General features: G+C 74.8%; 17 protein-coding genes. 12 read left to right on the top strand and 5 right to left on the bottom strand.

Going from position 1 to position 21,204, the window contains the following annotated elements; genetic code table 11:
- The first annotated feature begins 102 nt into the window (after positions 1 to 102).
- The 8 genes from AC3RJ8_RS12755 to AC3RJ8_RS12720 all read left to right on the top strand — a co-directional run bounded on the left by AC3RJ8_RS12755 (position 103) and on the right by AC3RJ8_RS12720 (position 10,172).
- On the top strand, positions 103 to 834 hold the full coding sequence (locus AC3RJ8_RS12755) for a GntR family transcriptional regulator (RefSeq protein ID WP_489712976.1): 732 nt from the start codon (positions 103 to 105) through the stop codon (positions 832 to 834).
- A complete protein-coding gene (locus AC3RJ8_RS12750) occupies positions 831 to 2,039 on the top strand; it encodes an anhydro-N-acetylmuramic acid kinase (RefSeq protein WP_489712975.1) in 1,209 nt (402 codons plus the stop codon). The genes AC3RJ8_RS12755 and AC3RJ8_RS12750 overlap by 4 nt, the downstream gene beginning before the upstream one ends.
- A 90-nt stretch (positions 2,040 to 2,129) precedes the next feature.
- Entirely contained in the window at positions 2,130 to 3,629 is a 1,500-nt protein-coding gene (locus AC3RJ8_RS12745; RefSeq protein ID WP_489712974.1) for a sodium:solute symporter, read from the top strand.
- 47 nt (positions 3,630 to 3,676) lie between these two features.
- Positions 3,677 to 4,603 carry an N-acetylmuramic acid 6-phosphate etherase gene (gene murQ / locus AC3RJ8_RS12740; protein ID WP_489712973.1) on the top strand — a complete coding sequence of 309 codons (927 nt, stop codon included), beginning with the start codon at positions 3,677 to 3,679 and terminating at the stop codon, positions 4,601 to 4,603.
- On the top strand, positions 4,600 to 5,541 hold the full coding sequence (locus tag AC3RJ8_RS12735; RefSeq protein WP_489712972.1) for a BadF/BadG/BcrA/BcrD ATPase family protein: 942 nt from the start codon (positions 4,600 to 4,602) through the stop codon (positions 5,539 to 5,541). The genes murQ and AC3RJ8_RS12735 overlap by 4 nt, the downstream gene beginning before the upstream one ends.
- A complete protein-coding gene (locus tag AC3RJ8_RS12730) occupies positions 5,532 to 8,396 on the top strand; it encodes an FAD-binding and (Fe-S)-binding domain-containing protein (protein ID WP_489712971.1) in 2,865 nt (954 codons plus the stop codon). The genes AC3RJ8_RS12735 and AC3RJ8_RS12730 overlap by 10 nt, the downstream gene beginning before the upstream one ends.
- Before the next feature lie 55 nt (positions 8,397 to 8,451).
- Complete coding sequence (nagB, locus tag AC3RJ8_RS12725; RefSeq protein WP_489712970.1) at positions 8,452 to 9,234, top strand: glucosamine-6-phosphate deaminase; 783 nt, start codon at positions 8,452 to 8,454, stop codon at positions 9,232 to 9,234.
- A gap of 89 nt (positions 9,235 to 9,323) precedes the next feature.
- Positions 9,324 to 10,172, top strand: a complete 849-nt coding sequence (locus AC3RJ8_RS12720; protein WP_489712969.1) for a YflT domain-containing protein — start codon at positions 9,324 to 9,326, stop codon at positions 10,170 to 10,172.
- A 58-nt stretch (positions 10,173 to 10,230) separates the two neighbouring features.
- On the opposite strand, the gene AC3RJ8_RS12715 is transcribed toward AC3RJ8_RS12720, so the two are convergent.
- Both AC3RJ8_RS12715 and AC3RJ8_RS12710 read right to left on the bottom strand, forming a co-directional pair.
- Complete coding sequence (locus AC3RJ8_RS12715) at positions 10,231 to 11,775, bottom strand: aminopeptidase P family protein (protein WP_489712968.1); 1,545 nt, start codon at positions 11,773 to 11,775, stop codon at positions 10,231 to 10,233.
- A gap of 58 nt (positions 11,776 to 11,833) precedes the next feature.
- The gene (locus AC3RJ8_RS12710; RefSeq protein ID WP_489712967.1) at positions 11,834 to 12,709 is read right to left on the bottom strand and encodes an alpha/beta fold hydrolase; all 876 of its coding nucleotides are present in this window, start codon (positions 12,707 to 12,709) and stop codon (positions 11,834 to 11,836) included.
- A 96-nt stretch (positions 12,710 to 12,805) separates the two neighbouring features.
- On the opposite strand from AC3RJ8_RS12710, the gene AC3RJ8_RS12705 reads away from it, so the two are divergent.
- A complete protein-coding gene (locus AC3RJ8_RS12705) occupies positions 12,806 to 13,657 on the top strand; it encodes a PHP domain-containing protein (protein WP_489712966.1) in 852 nt (283 codons plus the stop codon).
- Positions 13,654 to 14,289 (top strand): MarC family protein, encoded by a 636-nt coding sequence (locus AC3RJ8_RS12700; protein WP_489712965.1) that lies wholly within the window; start codon positions 13,654 to 13,656, stop codon positions 14,287 to 14,289. Before AC3RJ8_RS12705 ends, AC3RJ8_RS12700 begins: the two co-directional genes overlap by 4 nt.
- Positions 14,290 to 14,308: 19 nt before the next feature.
- Here the strand turns inward: AC3RJ8_RS12700 and AC3RJ8_RS12695 are convergent, their stop codons facing one another.
- Complete coding sequence (locus tag AC3RJ8_RS12695) at positions 14,309 to 14,608, bottom strand: DUF1905 domain-containing protein (RefSeq protein WP_489712964.1); 300 nt, start codon at positions 14,606 to 14,608, stop codon at positions 14,309 to 14,311.
- A gap of 105 nt (positions 14,609 to 14,713) precedes the next feature.
- On the bottom strand, positions 14,714 to 16,411 hold the full coding sequence (locus AC3RJ8_RS12690; protein ID WP_489712963.1) for a DEAD/DEAH box helicase: 1,698 nt from the start codon (positions 16,409 to 16,411) through the stop codon (positions 14,714 to 14,716).
- A 217-nt stretch (positions 16,412 to 16,628) separates the two neighbouring features.
- On the opposite strand from AC3RJ8_RS12690, the gene AC3RJ8_RS12685 reads away from it, so the two are divergent.
- Complete coding sequence (locus AC3RJ8_RS12685) at positions 16,629 to 17,387, top strand: ferritin-like fold-containing protein (RefSeq protein WP_489712962.1); 759 nt, start codon at positions 16,629 to 16,631, stop codon at positions 17,385 to 17,387.
- A gap of 20 nt (positions 17,388 to 17,407) precedes the next feature.
- Here AC3RJ8_RS12685 and AC3RJ8_RS12680 read toward each other — a convergent pair whose 3' ends face one another.
- Entirely contained in the window at positions 17,408 to 17,632 is a 225-nt protein-coding gene (locus AC3RJ8_RS12680; RefSeq protein ID WP_407318748.1) for a DUF3107 domain-containing protein, read from the bottom strand.
- Positions 17,633 to 17,814: 182 nt separating this feature from the next.
- Between AC3RJ8_RS12680 and AC3RJ8_RS12675 the strand changes: the two genes are divergently transcribed.
- On the top strand, positions 17,815 to 21,120 hold the full coding sequence (locus AC3RJ8_RS12675; protein ID WP_489712961.1) for an ATP-dependent helicase: 3,306 nt from the start codon (positions 17,815 to 17,817) through the stop codon (positions 21,118 to 21,120).
- Positions 21,121 to 21,204 lie beyond the last annotated feature (84 nt).

Here is a 21,204-nt window from a genome sequence, read left to right as displayed (position 1 = left end):
GCTCCGATCCTACGGACCGTGCCGCCGGGAACGATCCACCGGCGATGGTAAATCTAGTCCAGTGGTCTTGATTTAGGTCGGCGTCTGTGACTCAATGTGCGGGTGACGAAGTACCACGCGGTCCGCGACCAGCTCCTCGACCGCCTCGACGCGATGGCCGCCGGCGAACAGCTCCCGCCCGAGCGGGACCTCGCCCAGAGCCTGGGCGTGTCCCGCATGACGCTGCGGCGGGCGATCGACGAGCTCGTGGTGCGCGGCGCCGTGCGGCGACGGCACGGGGCGGGGGTGTTCGCGCTCGGCCCCAAGCTCTCCCAGGGCCTCATGGCCAGCTCCTTCTCCGAGGACATGCGGACGCGCGGGCTGCGCCCCGGGGCGCGCACCCTGACGTTCGAGATCGGGCCGGTCGGCGCCCGGATCGGCCGGCGGCTGAAGGTCTCGCCGTCCGACGACGTCGTCCAGATCACCCGGCTGCGGCTCGCCGACGACGAACCCATGGCCGTCGAGGAGCTGCACGTGCCGGCCGCGCTGGTGCCGGGCCTGGTCGCCGCCGACCTCGAGGACCGCTCCTTCTACGAGCTGCTCGGCGAGCGGTACGGCGTCTCGCTGGCGCGCGCCGTGCAGACCGCGGAGCCCACGGTCGTCGACGCCCAGGAGGCGCGCGACCTCGACGTCCCGGTGCACACGCCCGCGCTGCAGTTCGAGCGGACCTCGTGGGGCCGCGGGGGCGAGGTCATCGAGTTCGTCCGCTCCGTGTACCGGGGCGACCGCTACAAGATCCGCACCGAGCTCACCATCCCGGCCACCACGCCGGCAGCCGAGGAGGACGCCCGATGATCGTCGCCGGACTCATGGCCGGAACGTCGGCCGACGCCCTCGACGTCGCGCTCGTCGACCTGCGCCCCGACGCTTCCGCCTCCGACGCGTCCACCCCCGACGGGGCCGACGCCGGCCTCGCGATGCGGCTGCTCGACGTCCGCGAGGTCGACTTCGACGAGGACCTCGCGATCGACATCCTGCGGCTGCTGGAGCCGCGCGACGTGCCGCTGTCCCTGGTGAGCAGCGTCGACGCACGGCTCGGCCAGGCGTGCGCCACCGCCGTCGCCGACGCCTGCGCGCGGGCCGGGACCGACGCGGACCTGGTGGTCATGCACGGCCAGACGGTGCGCCACGACGTCACCGGCGGGGTCGTCACCGGCACCTGGCAGCTCGGGCAGCCCGCGTGGGTCGCCGAACGGGTCGGGGCGCCCGTGGTGTCCGACGTCCGGGCGCGCGACGTCGCGGCGGGCGGCCAGGGCGCGCCGCTGGCGGGGATCCTGGACCACCTGCTCCTGGCCGGTGCCGACGAGCCGACGGCGGCGCTCAACCTGGGCGGCATCGCCAACGTCACCGTCGTCGCGCCCGGTCGCGACACCGTCGCCTTCGACACGGGCCCCGCGAACGCGCTGATCGATCTCATGGCCCGGCGCATCAGCGGAGACCCGCGCGGGTTCGACCGCGACGGCGTCATGGCCGCGCGGGGACGCACGGACCCCGTGCTGCTCGACGCGCTGCTCGACGACCCGTACTACGCCCTGCCGGCGCCCAAGTCGACCGGCAAGGAGCTCTTCCACGCGACCTACCTGGACCGGTTCCTGGCGTCCCATCCGGAGGTCGGCGACCACGACGTCGTCGCCACCCTCACCACCCTGACCGCCCGCACCGTCGCCGACGCCTGCCGACGGCACGGCGTCCGCGCCGTCGTGGCCTCCGGCGGCGGGACCCGCAACCCGACGCTCATGGCAGCGCTGCGCTACGAGCTCGGCGACACAGTCCCGGTGCGGACCACCGACGAGGCGTTCGGCCTGCCCGAGGGTGCCAAGGAGGCGTGCCTCATGGCGCTCGTCGGCTGGCTGACGTGGCACGGCCTGCCCGCCACGCTGCCGAGCGTGACCGGTGCGTCGCACGGCACCGTCGCCGGGCGGATCAGCCCCGGCGCCACGCCGCTCCGGCTCCCCGTCCCGCTCGACCGCGGACCGGCGCACCTGCGCGTCGTCCGCTGAGCGCCCGAGACCGCGCACCACCCCCACGACCTGCACGACCCGCACGACCCCACGACCCTCGACGACGCATCCTGACGAAGGAGACACGGCATGCTGCAGACACTCGACCTGCTGGTGATCATCGCCTACCTCGGCGCCACGGCCTGGCTGGGCCTCAGGCTCAGCGGCAAGCAGAAGGGCCTGCAGGACTACTTCCTCGGCGGGCGCAACCTGCCGTGGTGGGCCGTCTGCCTATCCGTCGTGGCGACGGAGACGAGCGCCCTGACCGTCATCGGCATCCCGGTGATGAGCTACCTGGGTGACATCTCCTACCTGCAGCTCGCGCTCGGCTACATCATCGGTCGCGTGATCGTGGCGTTCTTCATGCTGCCGCGGTACTACGACGGCGAGATGGTCACCGCGTACGCCTACCTGGGCAAGCGGTTCGGGCAGAGCACCCAGACGACGGCGGGCGTCACGTTCCTGTTCACGCGTCTGCTGGCCGACGGCATCCGCGTGCTGGCAGCGGCGATCCCGCTCAAGCTGATCCTCGACGGCATGGGCATCCAGGCCAACTACTTCACGATCATCGTGGTCCTCGCGGTCGTCACGATCCTGTACACGTTCATCGGGGGCATCAAGGCCGTGGTGTGGGTCGACGTGGCCCAGATGTTCCTCTACGTCCTCGGCGGCGTCCTGGCGGTCGTCATCATCTCCGCCCAGACGGGCGGTGGCTGGTTCACCGAGGCGGCCGACGCCGGCAAGCTCACCATGTTCGTCTTCTCGGGGAACCCGATCTCGGACGCGTCGTCCTTCATCCCGTCGCTGGTCGGCGGTGCCGTCTTCGCGATGGCCTCGCACGGTGCCGACCAGCTCGTGGTGCAGCGCCTGCTCACCTGCCGGTCCAAGGTCGAGGCGCAGAAGGCGCTCATCTGGTCCGGCGTGATTGTGTTCTTCCAGTTCGCGGTGTTCCTGCTGGTCGGGCTCGCGCTGTGGGGCTACTACGAGGGCGCCGCGGCCGCCGACCTGGGCCTGGGCCGCGACGACGAGATCTTCCCGCTGTTCATTATCGAGGGACTCCCGCAGGGAGTCTCCGGGCTGCTGCTGGCCGGCATCCTGGCCGCCGCGATGTCGACGCTCTCCTCGTCGCTGTCGGCCCTGTCGTCGTCCACCGTCACCGACGTCTACGGCCGCCTGAAGAAGACGCCGTTGACCGACGTCCAGGGCCTGCGGGCCGGCCGGTGGGCCACGATCGGCTGGGGCCTGGCCTTCATCGCGCCGGCCACCGTGTTCCAGTCGGACGAGGGCAACATCGTCATCCTCGCGCTGGGGGTCGCGGGCATCACCTACGGTGGCCTGCTCGGCGCGTTCGTGTTCGGCATCGTCAACAAGCGGGCGCGCACCCTCGACGCGAACGTCGCGTTCGTCGCCGCCGTCGCGGTCAACGCGTTCTTCTTCGTGCAGGAGAAGTACGTCACCGGCGAGGTGTGGGTCGCCTGGCAGTGGTACCCGCTGCTCGGCGTCATCGTCACCCTCGTCGTCGGCGGCCTGCTGTCGCTGCGCCACCCGGCCCCGGTCACCGAGCCCGCCGAGCCGGTGACCACCCGCTGAGACCGGGCAGACCCGGCCTCACCCCCGACCCGAGAGAGCAGGTAGACATGGACACCGACCGGCCCGACCCGCTGCCGCCGACGGAGGCGCGCAACCCGGCCACGCAGGGGATCGACGCGCTCGGCACGCTCGAGGTGCTGCGCCTGCTCCACGCCGAGGACCAGGTGGCCGTCGACGCCGTCACGGAGGTCCTGCCCGAGCTCGCGCCCGTCGTCGAGCTCGCGGCCGAGCGGTTCCGTCGGGGCGGGAACGTCCACTACTTCGGCGCCGGGACGTCGGGTCGGCTCGGCGTGCTGGACGCCAGCGAGCTGCTGCCGACGTTCAACCTCGAGCCGGGCCGCGTCGTCGGGCACGTCGCGGGCGGTGCCGAGGCGCTCGTGCGGGCCGTCGAGAACGCCGAGGACTCGGTGGAGGACGGCCGGCGGGCCGCGGCCGGGCTGGGCCCGGACGACGTGGCGATCGGTCTCGCGGCGAGCGGGTCCACCCCGTACGTGGGGGGTGCCCTGGAGGCGGCCCGCGAGGCCGGGGCGGCCACGGTGCTTGTCTCCAGCAACCCGCGGGCCCCGCTGGCCCGGTTCGCCGACACCAGCATCGCGCTGCGGACCGGGCCGGAGGCCGTGACCGGTTCCACCCGCCTGAAGGCCGGCACGGCCCAGAAGCTCGTCCTCAACGCCTTCTCCACGGCGCTGATGATCGCGGTGGGCCGCACGTGGCAGAACCTCATGGTGTCGGTGGTCGCCACCAACGCCAAGCTGCGCGAGCGCACGGTGCGGATCCTGTGCGAGGCGACCGGGCTCGACCCGGAGGCGGCGAGCGAGCTGCTCGGCAGGACCGGCGGCGACCTGAAGGCCGCCATCGTCGTCGCGCTGGGCGGTGTGTCCGTCGAGCGGTCCCAGGAGCTGCTCGACCGGCACGCCGGCACGGTCCGCGCGGCCCTCGACGCCGCGCGGACGGACGAGGGGCAGCGTCCGTGAGCGTCCTCGGGATCGACGTCGGCGGCAGCGGGAGCCGGGTCGCGCTGCGGCGGGACGACGGCGGCACCCGTGACGAGCTCGCGGGTCCCGGCGCGCAGGTGGGCGCCCGCGGCAGCAGCGTCGCCGACGTGGCCCGCACGCTGCTGCGGGACGCGGCCGCCCGGTGGCCCGGCGAGACGGCGACGTTGACCGGCGTGGGCATCGGGGCGACGGGCCTGACGTCCCTGGTCGATGACCCCGGGTCCCTGGCCGGTGCGGTCACGCAGGAGGTGTCGGCTCCCGTCGCGGTCGCCGCCGACGCCGTGACGGCGCACCTCGGCGCCCTCGGCGGTGCCGGCGGTGCCGTCGTCGCCCTGGGTACGGGGGCGATCGCCGTCGGCCACGGCGGACGGGGGACCGCCGGATGGCGTCGCGTGGACGGATGGGGACACCTCCTCGGTGACCGGGGGAGCGGTGCGTGGATCGGGCGCCAGGGGCTCGAGGCCGCGCTGCGCACGGCGGACGGCGTCGACACGGACGGTGCGGCGCTCCTGGCGGCGGGACGGCGACGGTTCGGCGAGCCGGCGACCTGGCCCGGGCAGCTCTACACCCGGCCGGACCGGGCCGGTGTCCTCGCGGCCTTCGCGGCCGACGTCGCGCGGCTCTCGGCGGCCGGCGACCCGGCCTCGCGCGCGCTGCTCGCGACGGCCGGCGACGAGGCCGCCGTGAGCGTGCTCGCCGCGCTCGGCGAGGACCTGCCGCCGCGGGTGGCGCTCACCGGCGGGATGGCGCAGGCGGGCGGGGTGCTCACCGCGGCCTTCGCGGACGGCGTGGCCGCGCGGCGCCCCGACGTCGAGGTCCGGCAGGCGCAGGGTGACCCGCTCGACGGGGCGCTGCACCTCGCCCGGCTCGCGGCCGAGGGGACCGTCGTCGCACAGGAGGACTTCGTATGGATCTGACCGAGGACCTGAGGGCGACGCTCGGCGCCGCCCAGGTGCACGACCGGGCGATCGACCGGCACGCCCGCGCGCACGACGCGTCGCACTACCTGCTGGTGCCGCAGGTGGCGGCGACCGCCGAGGACGCCGAGGCGGTCGCCCGTGCTCTCGGGGTCGCCGCCCGGCACGCCACACCGGTGACGTTCCGGTCCGGGGGGACGAGCCTGTCCGGCCAGGCGTCCGGCAGCGGGCTCCTGCTCGACACCCGGCGAGGGTTCCGGGGCATCGAGGTGCTCGACGACGGTGCGCGCGTCCGCGTCCAGCCCGGTGCGACGGTGCGGGCCGTCAACGCCCGGCTCGCCCCCTTCCGCCGGGCGCTCGGCCCCGACCCCGCCAGCGAGGCGGCGTGCACCGTCGGCGGCGTGATCGCGAACAACTCCTCGGGGATGGCCGCCGGGACGGAGCACAACAGCTACCGCACCCTGGAGTCGCTGACCGTCGTGCTGGCGTCGGGGACCGTGGTGGACACCGCCGCTCCGGACGCGGCGGACCGGCTGCGCGAGCAGGAGCCGGACCTCGTGGAGACGCTGGAGCGGTTGCGCGACGAGGTGCGCGCCGACCCGGCGGCGGTCGCCGAGATCCGGGAGCGGTTCGCCCTGAAGAACACCATGGGCTACTCCCTGGACACGTTCTGCGACTACACCGACCCCCTCGACCTGCTCGTCCACCTGCTCGTCGGCTCGGAGGGCACCCTCGGGTTCGTCGCCGAGGCCGTCTTCCGCACGGTGCCCGTGGAGCCGCACGCGGCGACCGGTCTGCTCGTGCTCGACTCGGTCGAACGGGCCGCGGCCGCCCTGCCCGCCCTCGTCGCCACCGGGGCCGCGGCCCTCGAGCTCATGGACGCGACCTCCCTGCGCGTCGCGCGCCGGGACCCCGCTGCGCCGCCGGCGGTCCAGGGCTTCGCGATCGACCGGCACGCCGCCCTCCTGATCGAGTACCGCGCCGGGACGCAGGAGGCGCTCGACGAGCGCGTCGCCACCGCGGCCGAGGTGCTCGCGACGCTCCCCGCCGTCGTCCCGCCCGACCTCACCCGCGTCCCCGCCGACCGGGCGGCGCTGTGGGCGGTCCGCAAGGGGCTCTACGCGACGGTCGCCGGAGCCCGGCCCCCGGGCACGACCGCCCTGCTGGAGGACGTCGTCGTCCCCGTGGAGCGGCTCGCCGACACCTGCCGGGAGCTGGGGGAGCTGCTCGCGACGCACGGGTACGTCGACCCGGTGATCTTCGGCCACGCCAAGGACGGCAACCTGCACTTCATGGTCACCGAGGACGTCGGTGACCCGGCGGACCCGGCCTCGACCCGGCGGCTCGCGGAGTTCACCGAGGACCTCGTGGAGCTGGTGCTGCGGCACGGCGGCAACCTCAAGGCGGAGCACGGGACCGGGCGGGCGATGGCACCGTTCGTCGAACGCCAGTACTCGGCCGGCCTCGTCGCCGTCCTGCGCGAGGTCAAGCGGGCGTTCGACCCCGCGGGCATCCTCAACCCCGGCGTGGTGCTGACCGACGACCCGCGGGCGCACCTGACGGACCTCAAGCCGGTCGACCGGGTCGACGAGGAGGTCGACCGGTGCGTGGAGTGCGGCTACTGCGAGCCGGTCTGCCCGAGCCGTGACCTCACGCTGACGCCCCGGCAGCGCATCGTCGTCCGGCGCGCCCGGGCGCGTGCCGCGGCGGAGGGGGACGACGCGCTGGTGGCCGAGCTCGACGAGCAGTACCGCTACGACGGCGTCGACACGTGCGCCGCCGACGGGATGTGTGCCACGGCGTGCCCGGTGCGGATCGACACGGGTGCGCTGGTCAAGCGGCTGCGCCGGGAGGATCGTGGCCGCGCCGGGCAGCGGGCCTGGCGGACGGCGGCCCGGCACTGGGACGCGGCCACCACGGTGGCGGGCACGGCGCTCGACGTGGTCTCCCGGCTCCCGGCGCCGGTGGTGCAGGCGCCCAACCGGGCGGCACGGGCGGTGGCGGGCGCCGACGCCGTGCCCCTGTGGTCGCCCGACCTGCCGCGCGGCGGACACCGCCGCAGCGGGCACGACGGCGGCCGGGGGACCCCCGGGGTACCGGCCGCGGTGTTCCTGCCGAGCTGCCAGGGGGCGATGTTCGCCGCCGCGGCCCCCGGTGACGGTGGTGCCCAGGACGGCGGTGCCCAGGCGGCGTTCGCGAGGCTGTGCGTCGCGGCGGGGGTGGGACTGGCCGTTCCCGACGGCCTCGACGGACTGTGCTGCGGGACGCCGTGGTCCTCCAAGGGCTACGCGGACGGCCACGCCGTGATGGCCGACCGGGTGCTGACCGCCGTGGACGCAGCGCGGGCCGCGGCGCGCGAGCAGGCCGGGACCGACGTCCCGGTGGTGGTGGACGCCTCCTCGTGCACCGAGGGCGTCGCGAGGATCATGGCCGACGCGCGAGAGGCCGGGGACCCCCGAGCGGCCGACGTGGTCGACGCGACGTCGTTCGTCGCCACCCACGTGCTGCCGCGGCTGCGGATCGACGACGCGCGACGGATCGACTCGATCACGCTGCACCCCACCTGCTCCTCGACGAAGGCCGGGGGCACCGGCGATCTCCACACCCTCGCGCAGGCGGTGGCACGCACCGTGCACGTGCCCGTCGACTGGGCCTGCTGCGGGTTCGCCGGGGACCGCGGCATGCTGCACCCGGAGCTCACGGCGTCGGCGACGGCGGCCGAGTCCGCCGAGGTCGGGCGGCTCGGTGCGCTCGTGCACGCGTCGTCGAACCGTGCGTGCGAGATCGCGATGACCCGGGCGACCGGCCGGACCTACCGGCACGTGCTCGAGGTGGTCGCCCAGGTGACGCTGTGACAGGTCGACCCGCGCCAGCGGGCGACGCCTGACCCGACCGAGGAAGGGGTACGTGATGGAGGTCGTGATCGCTCCGGCGCAGGAGCTGGCGGTGCTGGCTGCTGATGCGGTCGAGGGGGTGCTGGGTTCGCGGGCGGAGCCGGTGCTGGGGTTGGCGACGGGGTCGAGCCCGCTGGCGGTGTATGACGAGCTGGTGCGTCGTCACCTCGAGGAGGGGTTGTCGTTCGAGCGGGCTCGCGGGTTCATGCTCGACGAGTATGTGGGGCTGGCCGTGGACCACCCTCAGCGGTACCGCAACGTCATCGCCACGGAGATCGCCGACCGTGTGGGCTGGCCCGCCGAGCGCGTCGCGGGCCCGGACGGGGCGGCGACGGACCTGCCGGCGGCGTGCGCCGCCTACGAGGAGGCGATCGCGGCAGCCGGCGGCGTGGACCTCCAGCTCCTCGGGATCGGGACCGACGGTCACATCGGGTTCAACGAGCCGGGCTCGTCGCTGGCGTCGCGCACCCGGATCAAGACGCTGACCGAGCAGACGCGGGTGGACAACGCTCGGTTCTTCGACGACGACGTGGACCAGGTGCCACGGCACTGCCTGACGCAGGGGTTGGGCACGATCATGGAGGCCCGGCACCTGGTGCTGCTGGCCACGGGGCGGCACAAGGCGCAGGCGGTGCATCAGCTGGTCGAGGGTCCGGTCTCGGCGTTGTGGCCGGCGACGGTGATGCAGTGGCATCCGCATGCGACGGTGCTGGTGGACGAGGCGGCGGCGTCACGCCTGCAGCTGGCGGGGTACTACCGCCAGACGTACGCGTCCAAGCCGTCCTGGCAGGGCCTGTGACACGCCTGAGCCGGCCCACCAGGGGGCGTTAGGGGCCGCCCGCGCGATTGCTGTAGCAGGCCGAGCGCCCCGTGCGGGATACTGACCAGATGAGCATGAGTCGCCAGTCCGTCGTGCCCCGCGTGCCGACCCTGCCGAAGGGGGAGGAGATCGCCGCCTACGACTCCTATCTGGAGGCCCAGAAGGCGGTCGACTACCTGTCGGACGAGAAGTTCGCCGTCCAGCACGTCACCATCGTGGGGACCGACCTGCGCATGGTCGAGCGGGTCACCGGCCGGCTCACCTACGGGCGGGTCGCGCTCGCCGGGGCGCTCTCCGGCGCCTGGTTCGGGTTCTTCGTCGGCCTGCTCCTCACGCTCTTCGCCGGTGGGGAGGCCGGGGTGCTCGTCGTGGCCCTCGCCCTGGGTGCCGGCTTCGGCCTGATGTTCTCCGTGCTGTCCTACGCCTTCACCGGCGGACGACGTGACTTCACGTCCCAGTCGCAGATCGTCGCCTCGACGTACGCCATCCTCTGCGCCACCGAGCAGGCCGGCGAGGCCCGGCGGATGCTCGCGAGCTCGCCGAGCGGGCTCGGCAAGCAGCGCACCCCGGAGCGGCCGGCGGCTCCCGCCGCTCCCTCGGCGCCGGACCCCCGCTGGACGATGCCCGACGGTGCACCGCGCTACGGGGCGATGCGCCCGGGCGGGGCCCAGGGTTCCGCAGGTCCGGAAGGCCCCGGCGGGTCCGACGGCGCGGGTGAGGCCGGCGCGAGCGGTTCCTCCACGTCCTCGGTCGCCGGCGGCGAGGGGCCGTCGCACCCCCAGCCGCCCGCCACCGGTCCGGACCTGCCCGAGGACCCCTCGCGGACCGGACCGCAGCCGCCGACCGGTTCGGCCACGGCCGCCCCGGACTCGACGGTGGACCCGGACGACCCGTACGCGCCCCCGCGCGACCGGTGACCATCGGCGGTGACCCGCGACCGGTGGCACCGGCCGCGGCCCACCGCAGCACTGCTGGTCAGGCCCGCAGGCGCGCCATCCACGCCTCGACGTCCTCCGGGCGGCGCGGCAGCGCCGCCGACAGGTTCTCGTTGCCGTCGGCGGTGACGAGCACGTCGTCCTCGATCCGTACGCCGATGCCGCGGTACTCCTCGGGTACCGCGAGGTCGTCGGCCTTGAAGTACAGCCCCGGCTCGATGGTGAAGACCATGCCCGGCTCCAGCACGCCGTCGAGGTACATCTCGCGGCGGGCCTGCGCGCAGTCGTGCACGTCCAGCCCGAGGTGGTGCGACGTGCCGTGCACCATCCAGCGGCGGTGCTGCTGCCCCTCCGGGGTCAGCGCCTCCTCCGCGGAGACGGGGAGCAGACCCCACTCCTCGAGCCGGGCCGCGATGACCTCCATGGCCGCGGCGTGCACGTCGCGGAACCTCGCCCCGGGCCGCGCGGCGGCGAACGCGGCGTCCGCGGCGTCGAGCACCGCCGTGTAGATGCGGCGCTGGACGTCGGTGTACTCGCCGTCGACCGGCAGGGTCCGGGTCACGTCGGCCGTGTAGAGCTCGTCGATCTCGACGCCGCCGTCGAGCAGCACCATCTCGCCGGACCGGACCTGGCCGTCGTTGGTGATCCAGTGCAGCGTCGTGGCGTGCTCGCCGGCAGCGGCGATCGTCTCGTAGCCCACGGCGTTGCCCTCGAGGCGGGCGTGCGCGTCGAACGTCGTCTCGATGACCCGTTCGCCACGACGGTGCTCCACCGCGCGGGGCAGGGCGAGCACGACGGCCTCGAACCCGGCGATCGTCCGGTCGACGGCGTCGCGCATGAGCTCGATCTCGAGCTCGTCCTTCACCAGGCGCAGCTCCGAGACGGCCTCGGCCAGCGACTCGTCGGACGCGTCCTCCTGGGTTCCGGCCTCGGTGCGGATCGCCTCGATCAGCGCGGCGATCTCCTCGTCCGCCTCGGTGATCACCAGCACCTGCACGCCGTCCGCCCCGACGTCCTTGGCGAGAGCCTCCCGCAGCTCGTCCACGTGCCGGGCCTCGATGCCCGTCAGCGTCGTGACGTCGTCCAGGCTGGGGCGCGCGCCCACCCAGAACTCGCCGTAGCGGGAGTCGGCGTAGAACTCCTCGGTGTTGCGGGGCGCCAGCGGGCGCACGTAGAGCACGGCGTGGTGGTGCGAGCCGGAGCCGTCCGCGCCGGGGTCGCCCTCGCCGTCCGCCACGGGGTGCATGACGAGCACGGCGTCGGGCTCCTGGTCGGTCCCGAGCCCGGTGAGGTGGGCGAACGCGGAGTGCGGCCGGAACCGGTAGTCCGTGTCGTTGGAGCGCTGCTTCAGCGGGCCCGCAGGGATCACCAGTCGCGTCCCCGCGAAGCGGGCCGACAGCTTCGCGCGGCGCTCGGCGGTGAACGGGGCCGCGCGACCCGGCGTCGTGCCGAGGTCCGGGCGCGGTCCCCAGCGCGAGGTGATGAAGTCCTTGAACGCCTGGGAGTCCGGGCGGTGGGAACGGTTGCTCCCACGGTCCTCGACGGTGTCGTCACTGGTCTGGTCGACCGGGGTGGTGTCGCTCATGACGTCCATCCTCCCACCTGCCGACGGCACCGGCGGTGCCGACGAAGGCGCCCCCGTCTCACCGGCGGCCGAACTCGCGCAACGCCCTCGTCAGGGTGTCGTTGAAGGCCGTGGGTGCGTCGGAGTTGACGTCGTGCCCGGCCCGCGGGACGACGACGAGGGCGCCACGGGCGGCCGCCGCCAGGTGCCGGGACTCCTCCAGGCGCATCCGGTCACGGGCACCGTTGACCAGCCAGACGGGCGCCTGGATCGCGCGCAGGCTCGCCACCGAGGACCGGCCGACGAGCCCGGTGAGGGCGTCCGTCACCACGTCCCAGCCCGGTCGGTACCCCTCGTCCGTCCACCCGCTCCCCGGTGCGCCTCTCGGCCCGCCCGTCAACGCCGGCACGTCGGTGCCTCCCGGGCGGCCGCGATCCCACCCGGCGGCGGTCCGCCACGTCCGCAGCGCGGCCTGACGCACCGTCGTCGTGCCCGAGACGGCGAGACGTGCGGCGTCCCGGAAGAGGGCCACGGGCTTGCCGCGGGGGTCGGCGGTGCACGCGGCGGCGACGACACCGGCCAGGTCCGGCCCGCCGCCGGCCGCCGCCCGGCTGCGGTGCGCGGCCCAGGCGAGCGCCGTGTAGCCGCCCAGGGACAGGCCGACGACCACGACGGGGGAGCCGGGCCGGAACGAGGCCGCCGCGCCGTCGAGCACCTCGAACGCACGCTGCATGGAGAAGCGTTCGGCGCGTCGTGTCCCGTGGGCGGGCAGGTCGACGGCGACCGCCTCGTGGCCGGCACGCCGCACGTGGTCGACCTGGACCCGCCAGATCGCGGACGACGTCCGCATGCCGTGCACGAACACGACGCCCGCCGGCGGTGCCGCCGTGCGGGCAGACCGCGTGGACCGGGCGTCGCTCTGTGGCCCGGCGTACGGGTCGGGGTGCTGGTCCATCCCTTCGATGGTCGCCTGCGACCAGGGACTGCTGGCGGAAGCCTGCGTCGGGCCCCGTGGAGACGTTGTGAGCATCGGCGTCCGTACACTTGCCGGGTGATCGACCTCCATACGCACTCGCGGGCGTCCGACGGCACGGACACGCCTCGTCAGGTCATGGAGGCCGCGGCCGCGGCCGGCCTGACCACCGTCGCCCTCACCGACCACGACACCACCAGCGGGTGGGCCGACGCCGCCGCGAGCGTGGCGAGCACCGGCGTCGCCCTGGTGCGGGGCGTGGAGATCTCGACACGCGTCGCCGTCTCGGGCGGTGGGCTCAGCGTCCACCTGCTCGCCTACCTGCACGACCCCGCCCACCCGGCCCTCCTGACCGAGCTCGCCCGCACCCGCGACGACCGCGTCACCCGGGCCCGTCGAATGGCCGAGCTGCTCGCGGAGGACTTCCCGCTGACCTGGGACGACGTGGTGGCCCAGACGCACGACGGAGCGACCGTCGGGCGGCCCCACCTCGCCGACGCCCTGGTGGCCGTGGGCGTCGTCGGCGACCGGGACGAGGCGTTCGCGACCATGCTCCACCCGGGCGCCCGGTACTACGTGCCGCACTACGCCCCCGACACCACGGACGCGGTCCGGGCGGTCCTGGCCGCCGGCGGTGTGCCGGTGATGGCCCATCCCCGGGCCGGCAAGCGCGGCCGCGTCGTCACCGAGGAGACGATCGAGGCGCTCGCGGGCGCCGGGCTGGCCGGGCTCGAGGTCGACCACCGCGACCACGAGGACGCCGACCGTCGACGGCTGGCAGTCCTGGCGGCGGACCTGGGGCTCCTGGCGACCGGGTCGAGCGACTACCACGGCACCGGCAAGCTGAACCGGATCGGGGAGAACGTGACCGATCCCGACGTGCTGTCCGAGATCGAACGACGCGGGCGCCTGGAGGTGCTGCGGCCGTGAGTCACGTCATCGACCTGACGTTGTTCACGCAGGCGTTCGTCACCCTGTGGGTCATCATGGACCCGCCCGGCACCATCCCGGTCTTCCTGGCCCTCACGTCCACGATGGGTTCCAAGCAGCGCAGCCGGGCCGCCCTGCAGGCGGTGCTGGTGGCGTTCGGCGTCATCGTGACCTTCGCGCTGTTCGGCCAGCAGCTGCTGCAGTACATGGGCATCTCGCTGGCGGCGCTGCAGGCTTCGGGGGGACTGCTGCTGCTCATCGTCGCCATGCAGCTGCTCACGGGGAAGTTCGAGTCCGGGGAGGCCACGGCGGCGACCCCGGGCGCGAACGTCGCCCTGGTCCCCCTGGGGACCCCGCTGCTCGCCGGGCCGGGCGCCATCGTGGCGACGATGGTGTTCGTCCAGCAGGCGAGGGCCGAGGACGAGGGGGTGCCGGCGATCGTGGCGATCTCGGTGGCCATCGTGCTGGTGCACGTCTGCCTCTACCTGGCGATGCGCTTCGCCGACGTGCTGCACCGGGTGCTCAAGGACTCCGGGGTCACGCTCATCACCCGCATCGCGGGCATCCTGCTCGCGGCGATCGCCGTGCAGCAGATCGCCGACGCGGTCATCGAGTTCGTGCAGACCGCGTAGCCGCGCGGCCGCGCCGCAGTCACACGTCGACAGGGGTGAGGGTGACCTCGACGAGGGTGTCGGGACCGAGGTTCTCGGCGCGCCGCACGGTCTTCTTCATCGGCAGGATGAAGGCCTCGTGCTCCTTGGAGGGGAACACGGACGTCTGCCACGTCGTGGCCCCCACCGTCACGCGGACCCGGACGGACCCGAACCCGTGCGGTGGCAGCGGGATGTCGGCGAGCACGTCGGACTCCTCCGGCGGCAGCGTGACGAACCACCAGGCGTCACCCTGCCGTGCCGCCCACTGCCACATCGGGGCCGTGAAGCTCAGCTGCATGGGCAGCACCGTACGCCCCCGGGTGCCGAACAGGAGCCTGGTCCCGCAATCCGGAGGGAATACGGGACCAGGCTCCTGCTCGGCGTGGTGGTGGGGCTGGGGCGCTCAGGCCTCCGCGCCGCCCGCCTGGCCCTCGGAGCCGGTGCGGGGACGACGGCGACGCCGACGGCGGCGCTGGCCCTCGCCGGAGCCCTCGTCACCCGTGCGCTGCTCGCTCGACCGCGGCTCGCTCGACCGCTGCTCGCCGTCCGGCCGGGAGCTGCCGGAGGCCGAGCCACCGCGACGTCCGCTCTCGCGACCACGGCCGCCGTCGCCGGTACGGCCACGGCCGCCCTCACGCCGGCCCTTGCCCTGACCGCCGCCCGAGCCGCCGCGGCCGCCGTCGCGTCCGCCGCTCGGACGCTTGCCCGTCTCCCCGAGGTCCTCGAGCTCCTCCGCGTCGAGCCCGCCGAGCTTCTGGGCGCCCTTCGGCAGGCGCCCCTTGGTGCCCTCGGGGATGCCGAGGTCGCTGAACAGGTGCGGCGAGGACGAGTAGGTCTCCACCGGGTCGGGGTGGCCGAGGTCCAGCGTGCGGTCGATCATCTGCCACCGCGGGACGTCGTCCCAGTCGACGAACGTGATCGCGGTGCCCTTGTTGCCGGCACGGCCGGTGCGACCGATGCGGTGCAGGTACGTGCGCTCGTCCTCGGGGCACTGATAGTTGACCACGTGCGTCACGTCGGTGACGTCGATGCCGCGGGCCGCGACGTCGGTCGCGACGAGCACGTCGATGTTGCCGTGCCGCAGCGCCCGCAGGGCCTGCTCACGGGCGCCCTGGCCGAGGTCGCCGTGGATCGCGCCGGCGGCGAACCCGCGGGTGCGCAGCTCGTCGGAGACCTTCGCGGCGGTGCGCTTGGTGCGGGCGAACACGATGGTGCGACCGCGGCCCTCGGCCTGCAGGATGCGGGCCAGCACCTCGACCTTGTCCAGGGCGTGCGCGCGGTAGACCACCTGGCGCGTGTTCTTGACCGTCGCGCCCTCGTCGTCCGGGTCGGCCGCGCGGATGTGCGTGGGCTGGGACATGTAGCGACGGGCCATGGAGACGACGGGGCCGGGCATGGTCGCGGAGAAGAGCATGGTGTGGCGCACGGCGGGCGTGCGGGACAGGATCTTCTCGACGTCGGGCAGGAACCCGAGGTCGAGCATCTCGTCCGCCTCGTCGAGCACCACGGTCGCGGCGCGGGTGAGGTTGAGGTGACCCTGGTTGAGCAGGTCGACCATGCGTCCCGGCGTGCCGACGACGACCTCGACGCCGGTGTTCAGCGTCTCGATCTGCGGCTCGTAGGCGCGGCCGCCGTAGATCTGCACGATCCGGACGCTGCGGTGCTTCGACGCGGTCTCCAGGTCGCGGGCCACCTGCGAGGCGAGCTCGCGCGTCGGTGCCACGACGAGGGCCTGCGGCTTGCCCGGGGCGGGCAGCTCGTCGAACCCGGGCTCGCCCGGTGCGATCACGCGGTGCAGCAGGGGCACGCCGAAGCCGAGGGTCTTGCCCGTCCCGGTCTTGGCCTGGCCGATGATGTCGTGTCCCTGCAGCGCGACCGGGAGCGTCATCGCCTGGATCGGGAACGGGTGCGTGATGCCGGAGTCGTTGAGCGCCCGGACGATCTCCTCGCGGACACCGAAGTCCGCGAAGCTGACGTCCTGGGCCTGGATGGCGGCCGCGCTCGAGTAGTCGAGGTCGTCGGTGGCCTGGTCGCTGCCCGCGGGGGCCTCGGCGGCGCCGTCCGGGGTGAGGTCTGTGGTGGTCACTGGGTGCCTTCGCATGTCGTCGGCGCGACGGACCGCGAGGGCTGACCAGAGGGCTTGCCGCGGGTCGCACGCTGCGCCGAGGTGGTCGGCAGCCGATCGCGAAAGGACATCGCGCGGTGAGCACGGGGGGTCTGCAACGAGACGACCGGGCAACCGAAGTACCACACCATCGTATCGGAACGCACGCCGATCGGCGGGAGGCGTCGGTCACGGTGCGACCTATCCTGGTCCGGTGAAGACCTCCCGCACCGCCGCTGGCGTCGACTCCTCCGTGCCCGCACCGGCCGTCGAGCTGGTGGGGCTGGCCGCCTACACCGAGCTCGCGGAGTTCGGTCTGCTGGCGGCGCGGTCCGTGGACGCCCCGGACCTCGCGACCCGCCAGGCGCTGGCGGACGGCGCCGACCGTGCTCTCGGCCGCCAGCGGGCCCTGCTGGCCCTGGTCAGCGCGGACGACGGCGTGGTGCCGGGCGTGGTGGGGGCCACCGTGATGGCTCCCTTCGACGACGTCCTCACCGACTTCGACGCGCGGACGGACACCGACGACTGGGCCGAGGGCCTGCTCAAGGGCGTCGTGGGCCACGGGGTGGCCCAGGACTTCTGCCGGGTCCTCGCCGGCGGTCTCGACGGCTCGAGCGGCCGGGCCGTGCGCCAGGTGCTGGAGCGGCCCGCTCCCGGGCCGGAGGCGGGCGCCGACGCCGGCGCGGACGCGGAGGCCATCTGGTTGCTGGCCCGGCTCGCCGCCGCCGACGACGTGCTCGGCTCGCGGCTGGCGCTGTGGGGCCGGCGGGTGGTCGGCGAGGCGCTGGGCGTCGTGACCGCCCTGCTGGGCCGTCGGCCGGAGCTGGCCGCGCTGGCCACCGAAGCGGCGTCCCGGTCCGGGGCCGACGTACCGCCCGCCCCGGACCGCGACGACGCGGTGCGCACCTGGTTGGTGGCCCGACTGACCGGCGAGCACACGCGCCGGATGGACCGCATGCGGCTCGCCGCCTGAGACGGCGAGCCGCGTCCCGCTCAGAGGTTGCCGAAGCCCACCGGGCGCTGCTCGCCGCTGCCGATCTCGACGTAGCCGATGGTGGCGGTCGGGACGATGATCTGGCGGCCCTTGGTGTCGGTGAGCTCGAGCGCGGCACCGCCGTCGAGCGCCTTGCGCACGGCCTTCGCGACGTCGTCGGCCTTTTGGTCGGTCTCGACCACCAGCTCGCGGCTCAGGTTCTGCACACCGATCGTGATCTCCACGTTGACTCCTTCGCGCGAGGCGCCGCGACCTGCGACGCCGGATGGACGGTCTGCCCCGATCCTATGCACGGGCGAGCGTGCGGGCGGCACCGTCCGCGCAGGGTGAACGCGAGCGACCGGCGCTCCGGGCGGGCCGCGCCGGTGCAGCGCCGCTGTCGGAGGCTCGTGGTCGAATCGCCCCCGTGACACCCAGCAGCTCCGTCCGCCTCGTGCCGCCGGCCCCCGCGCAGACCGCCGGTGCCGCCGTCGTGCTGGACGAGACCCAGACGGCGGCCGTGGAGGCGGCGCTCGAGGGACCTGCCACGCTCGTGGTCGGTGCCCCGGGAACGGGTCGGACCACCGTGGCGCGGGAGATCGCGGTCCGTGCGATCGAGGCCGGCACCGACCCCTCTCGCGTGCTGGTCCTCGCGGCGACCCGCCGCTCGGCGGCCCGGCTGCGCGACGAGGTCGCGGCCGGCGCGGGGCGCACGATCGGTGCCCCGATGGTGCGCACGGCCGCGTCCGCCGCCTTCTCCGTCCTGCGCACGCGGTCCGCGGCGCTCGGCGAGCCCCCGCCCACCCTGGTCTCGGGGCCCGAGCAGGACCTCGTGCTGGCTGAGCTGCTCGCCGGGCACCTCGCCGGGGAGGGGGCGCCGCTCCCGATGCCCGAGGGCCTGCCCGAGGAGTCGCTCGGGCTGCGCGGCCTGCGCCAGGAGCTGCGCGACCTGCTCATGCGCGCCGCCGAGCGCGGGCTGGCACCCGTCGACCTGGACGACCTCGCGCGCCGCCACGAGCGGCCCGAGTGGCGGCTCGCCGCCCGGCTCTACGAGGAGTACCTCGACGTGACGGCCCTGCGGATCGGCACCCCGGACGCGGGCGCGCGGTACGACCCGGCGGTCGTCGTGGACGAGGCGGCGCACGCTCTGGCGACGTGGGACGTGCCGGGCACGCCCGCCCCGTCGTGGGACCTCGTCGTCGTCGACGACTACCAGGAGGCGACCGTCGCGACCGCCCGTCTGCTCGGCGTGCTGCACGACGCCGGAGCGCGGCTCGCGTTGCTGGCCGACCCCGACGTCGCGGTCCAGGGCTTCCGGGGGGCCGCCCCCGCGCTGGTCGGCCGGGCCGGTGCCCGGCCTGGTGAGGTCGGCGCCTTCGACGCCCGCACGGTCGTGCTCGGGACCGCGTGGCGCCAGCCCGAGCTGCTGCGCGAGGTCACGCTCGCCGTCACCTCCCGGGTCGCGACGGTGTCCGGCGCGCTGCACCGGGGCGCGGCGTCCCGTCCGGGCGCGGCCGCCGACGGCGTGCCGACACCACGTGCGGACGTCGCGGTCCTGGCCGGCACGGCGCAGGAGGCGGCCTACATCGCTCGTGAGCTGCGGGCCGAGCACCTGCTGCACGGCACGCCGTGGGAGCGGATGGCGGTGCTGGCACGCAGCGGGGACCAGCTTGCCGCGCTGCGCCGCGACCTGGTGGCGGCCTCCGTGCCCGTGGCGCTCCTCGGCTCGGACGTCCCGCTGCGGGACGAGCCCGCCGTCGTACCGCTGCTCGCCGCGCTGCGGGTGTGCGCCGGCCCCGGCGCGCTCGACCGGATGCTGGCCGACCTGGAGCCCGCGGAGCGCACGTCGTCGCCCGACGACGTCGACGAGGCGTCCCGCCCGGATCCGCTGCCCACGCTGGACGCCGAGTCCGCGGCGCTGCTCCTTACCTCGCCGATCGGAGGCCTGGACGCGGTCTCCCTGCGCCGGCTGCGCCGGGCTCTGCGGGCCGAGGAGCTCTCCGGCGGCGGCGGGCGGTCGTCCGACGCGCTGCTCGTCGAGGTCCTGGGCGACCCCGCACGGGCCGCGACCCTGCCGTCGGCGGTCCGTCGCGGCCCGGTGGCGGTCGCGCGCGTGCTCGCCGCCGGTCGTGAGGCGGCGGCTGTGGACGGCGCCACCGCCCAGACCGTCCTGTGGGCCGTGTGGGCGGCCACCGGCCTGGCGGACCGGTGGCGCGACGCGGCGCTGACGGGCGGACCCGCCGGGGTGCGCGCGGACCGCGACCTCGATGCGGTCCTCGCACTGTTCCGCGGCGCCGAGACCTACGTCGAACGGATGCCGGGCGCTCCGGTGGCCGCGTTCGTCGACTACGTCGCGTCGCAGGACCTGCCGGCGGACTCGCTCGCCGCGGCCGCCACGGGCGCCCGCGCGGTCGAGGCACTGACGCCCGCCGGCGCGGCCGGGCGCGAGTGGGACGTCGTCGTGGTGGCCGGGGTGCAGGACGGGGTGTGGCCGGACCTGCGCCTGCGAGACTCGCTGCTCGGTTCCCAGGCCCTCGTCGAGCTGCTCGCCGGGCGGGCCCAGGATGCGCACGGAGTGGGCAAGGAGGCGCGCGCCCAGGTGCTCGCCGACGAGCTCCGCGCGTTCGCGGTGGCGGTCTCGCGGGCACGGCGGCGGTTGCTCGTCACCGCGGTCGAGGACGCCGAGGACAGCCCGTCGGTCTTCTGTGACCTGGTCGCCCCGCGCCCCGAGAGCTCGGAGGAGGGCCCCGACCCGCGGCGCGTCCCGGTGGGGCAGCCGCTCGACCTGCGCGGCGTCGTGGCCGCTGCGCGCGCCGAGCTCGTGCGGGAGGCGGCCGGCGGCGACGGTCCGGAGCCGCGGGCCGACACCGCCGCGGCGCTGCTCGCCCGGCTCGCCGAGGCCGGGGTGCCGGAGGCCGACCCACGGACCTGGTACGGGGTGGCGCACGCGTCCAGCGACGCGCCGCTGTGGGGGGCGCAGGACGAGGTCGTCGTCTCGCCGTCGAAGGTCGACACCGTGACCACCTGCGCGCTGCGGTGGGCGTTCGAGTCCGCGGGCGGGACGGCGCCGGACGCGACGCACCAGACCCTCGGCACGCTCGTGCACAGCATCGCCGAGATGCACCCGTCGGCGCCTGTGCACGTCCTGCGCGCCGAGCTCGACCGACGGTGGCCCGAGCTGGCCCTGCCCGAGGGCTGGCCGAGCCGCCAGCTGCGCCGTCGGGCCGAGGAGATGGTCGGCCGCCTCGCGGACTACTTCCAGGGATCCGGTGAGCCGGTCCTCGTCGAGCCGTCCTTCGACCTGACGCTGGGCCGCGCCCGGCTGCGGGGGAAGATCGACCGCGTCGAGAGCGACGGCGGCGACGGTGTGGTCGTGGCCGACCTCAAGACGGGGCGCAGCGCACCCTCCAAGGACAAGGCGGCCGAGAACCCGCAGCTCGGGGCGTACCAGCTCGCCGTGGACGGCGGTGCGCTCGAGCTGCCGGAGGGTACCCGCAGCTCCGGCGCCCGCCTCGTGTTCGTGGGGACCCCTACCAAGGGGCCGTCGTTGCGTGACCAGCCGGCACTCGGCACCGGCGCCGACGGCTCGAGCTGGGCGCGGGCTCTGGTGGAGCAGGCCGCCGACACGATGGCGGACTCCGCCTTCAGGGCTCGCGAGAACGACTTGTGCGGGATGTGCCCGGTGCGGCGCAGCTGTCCCGTGCAGACCGAGGGACGGAGCGTGATCTCGTGACGACGCCGCAGGCCTCCGAGCCAGGACCCGGTGACGGGTTCGGTGAGCTCGCGTTCGAGGGGCTCGAGCGCGAAGCCCTCGGCG

Source organism: Isoptericola sp. MSGPD8_1_ISO-PGPR-S23-394 (assembly GCF_058072785.1).
The sequence above is the reverse complement of the archived record's forward strand: the minus strand, read 5'-3'. Positions and strand labels throughout refer to the sequence as shown.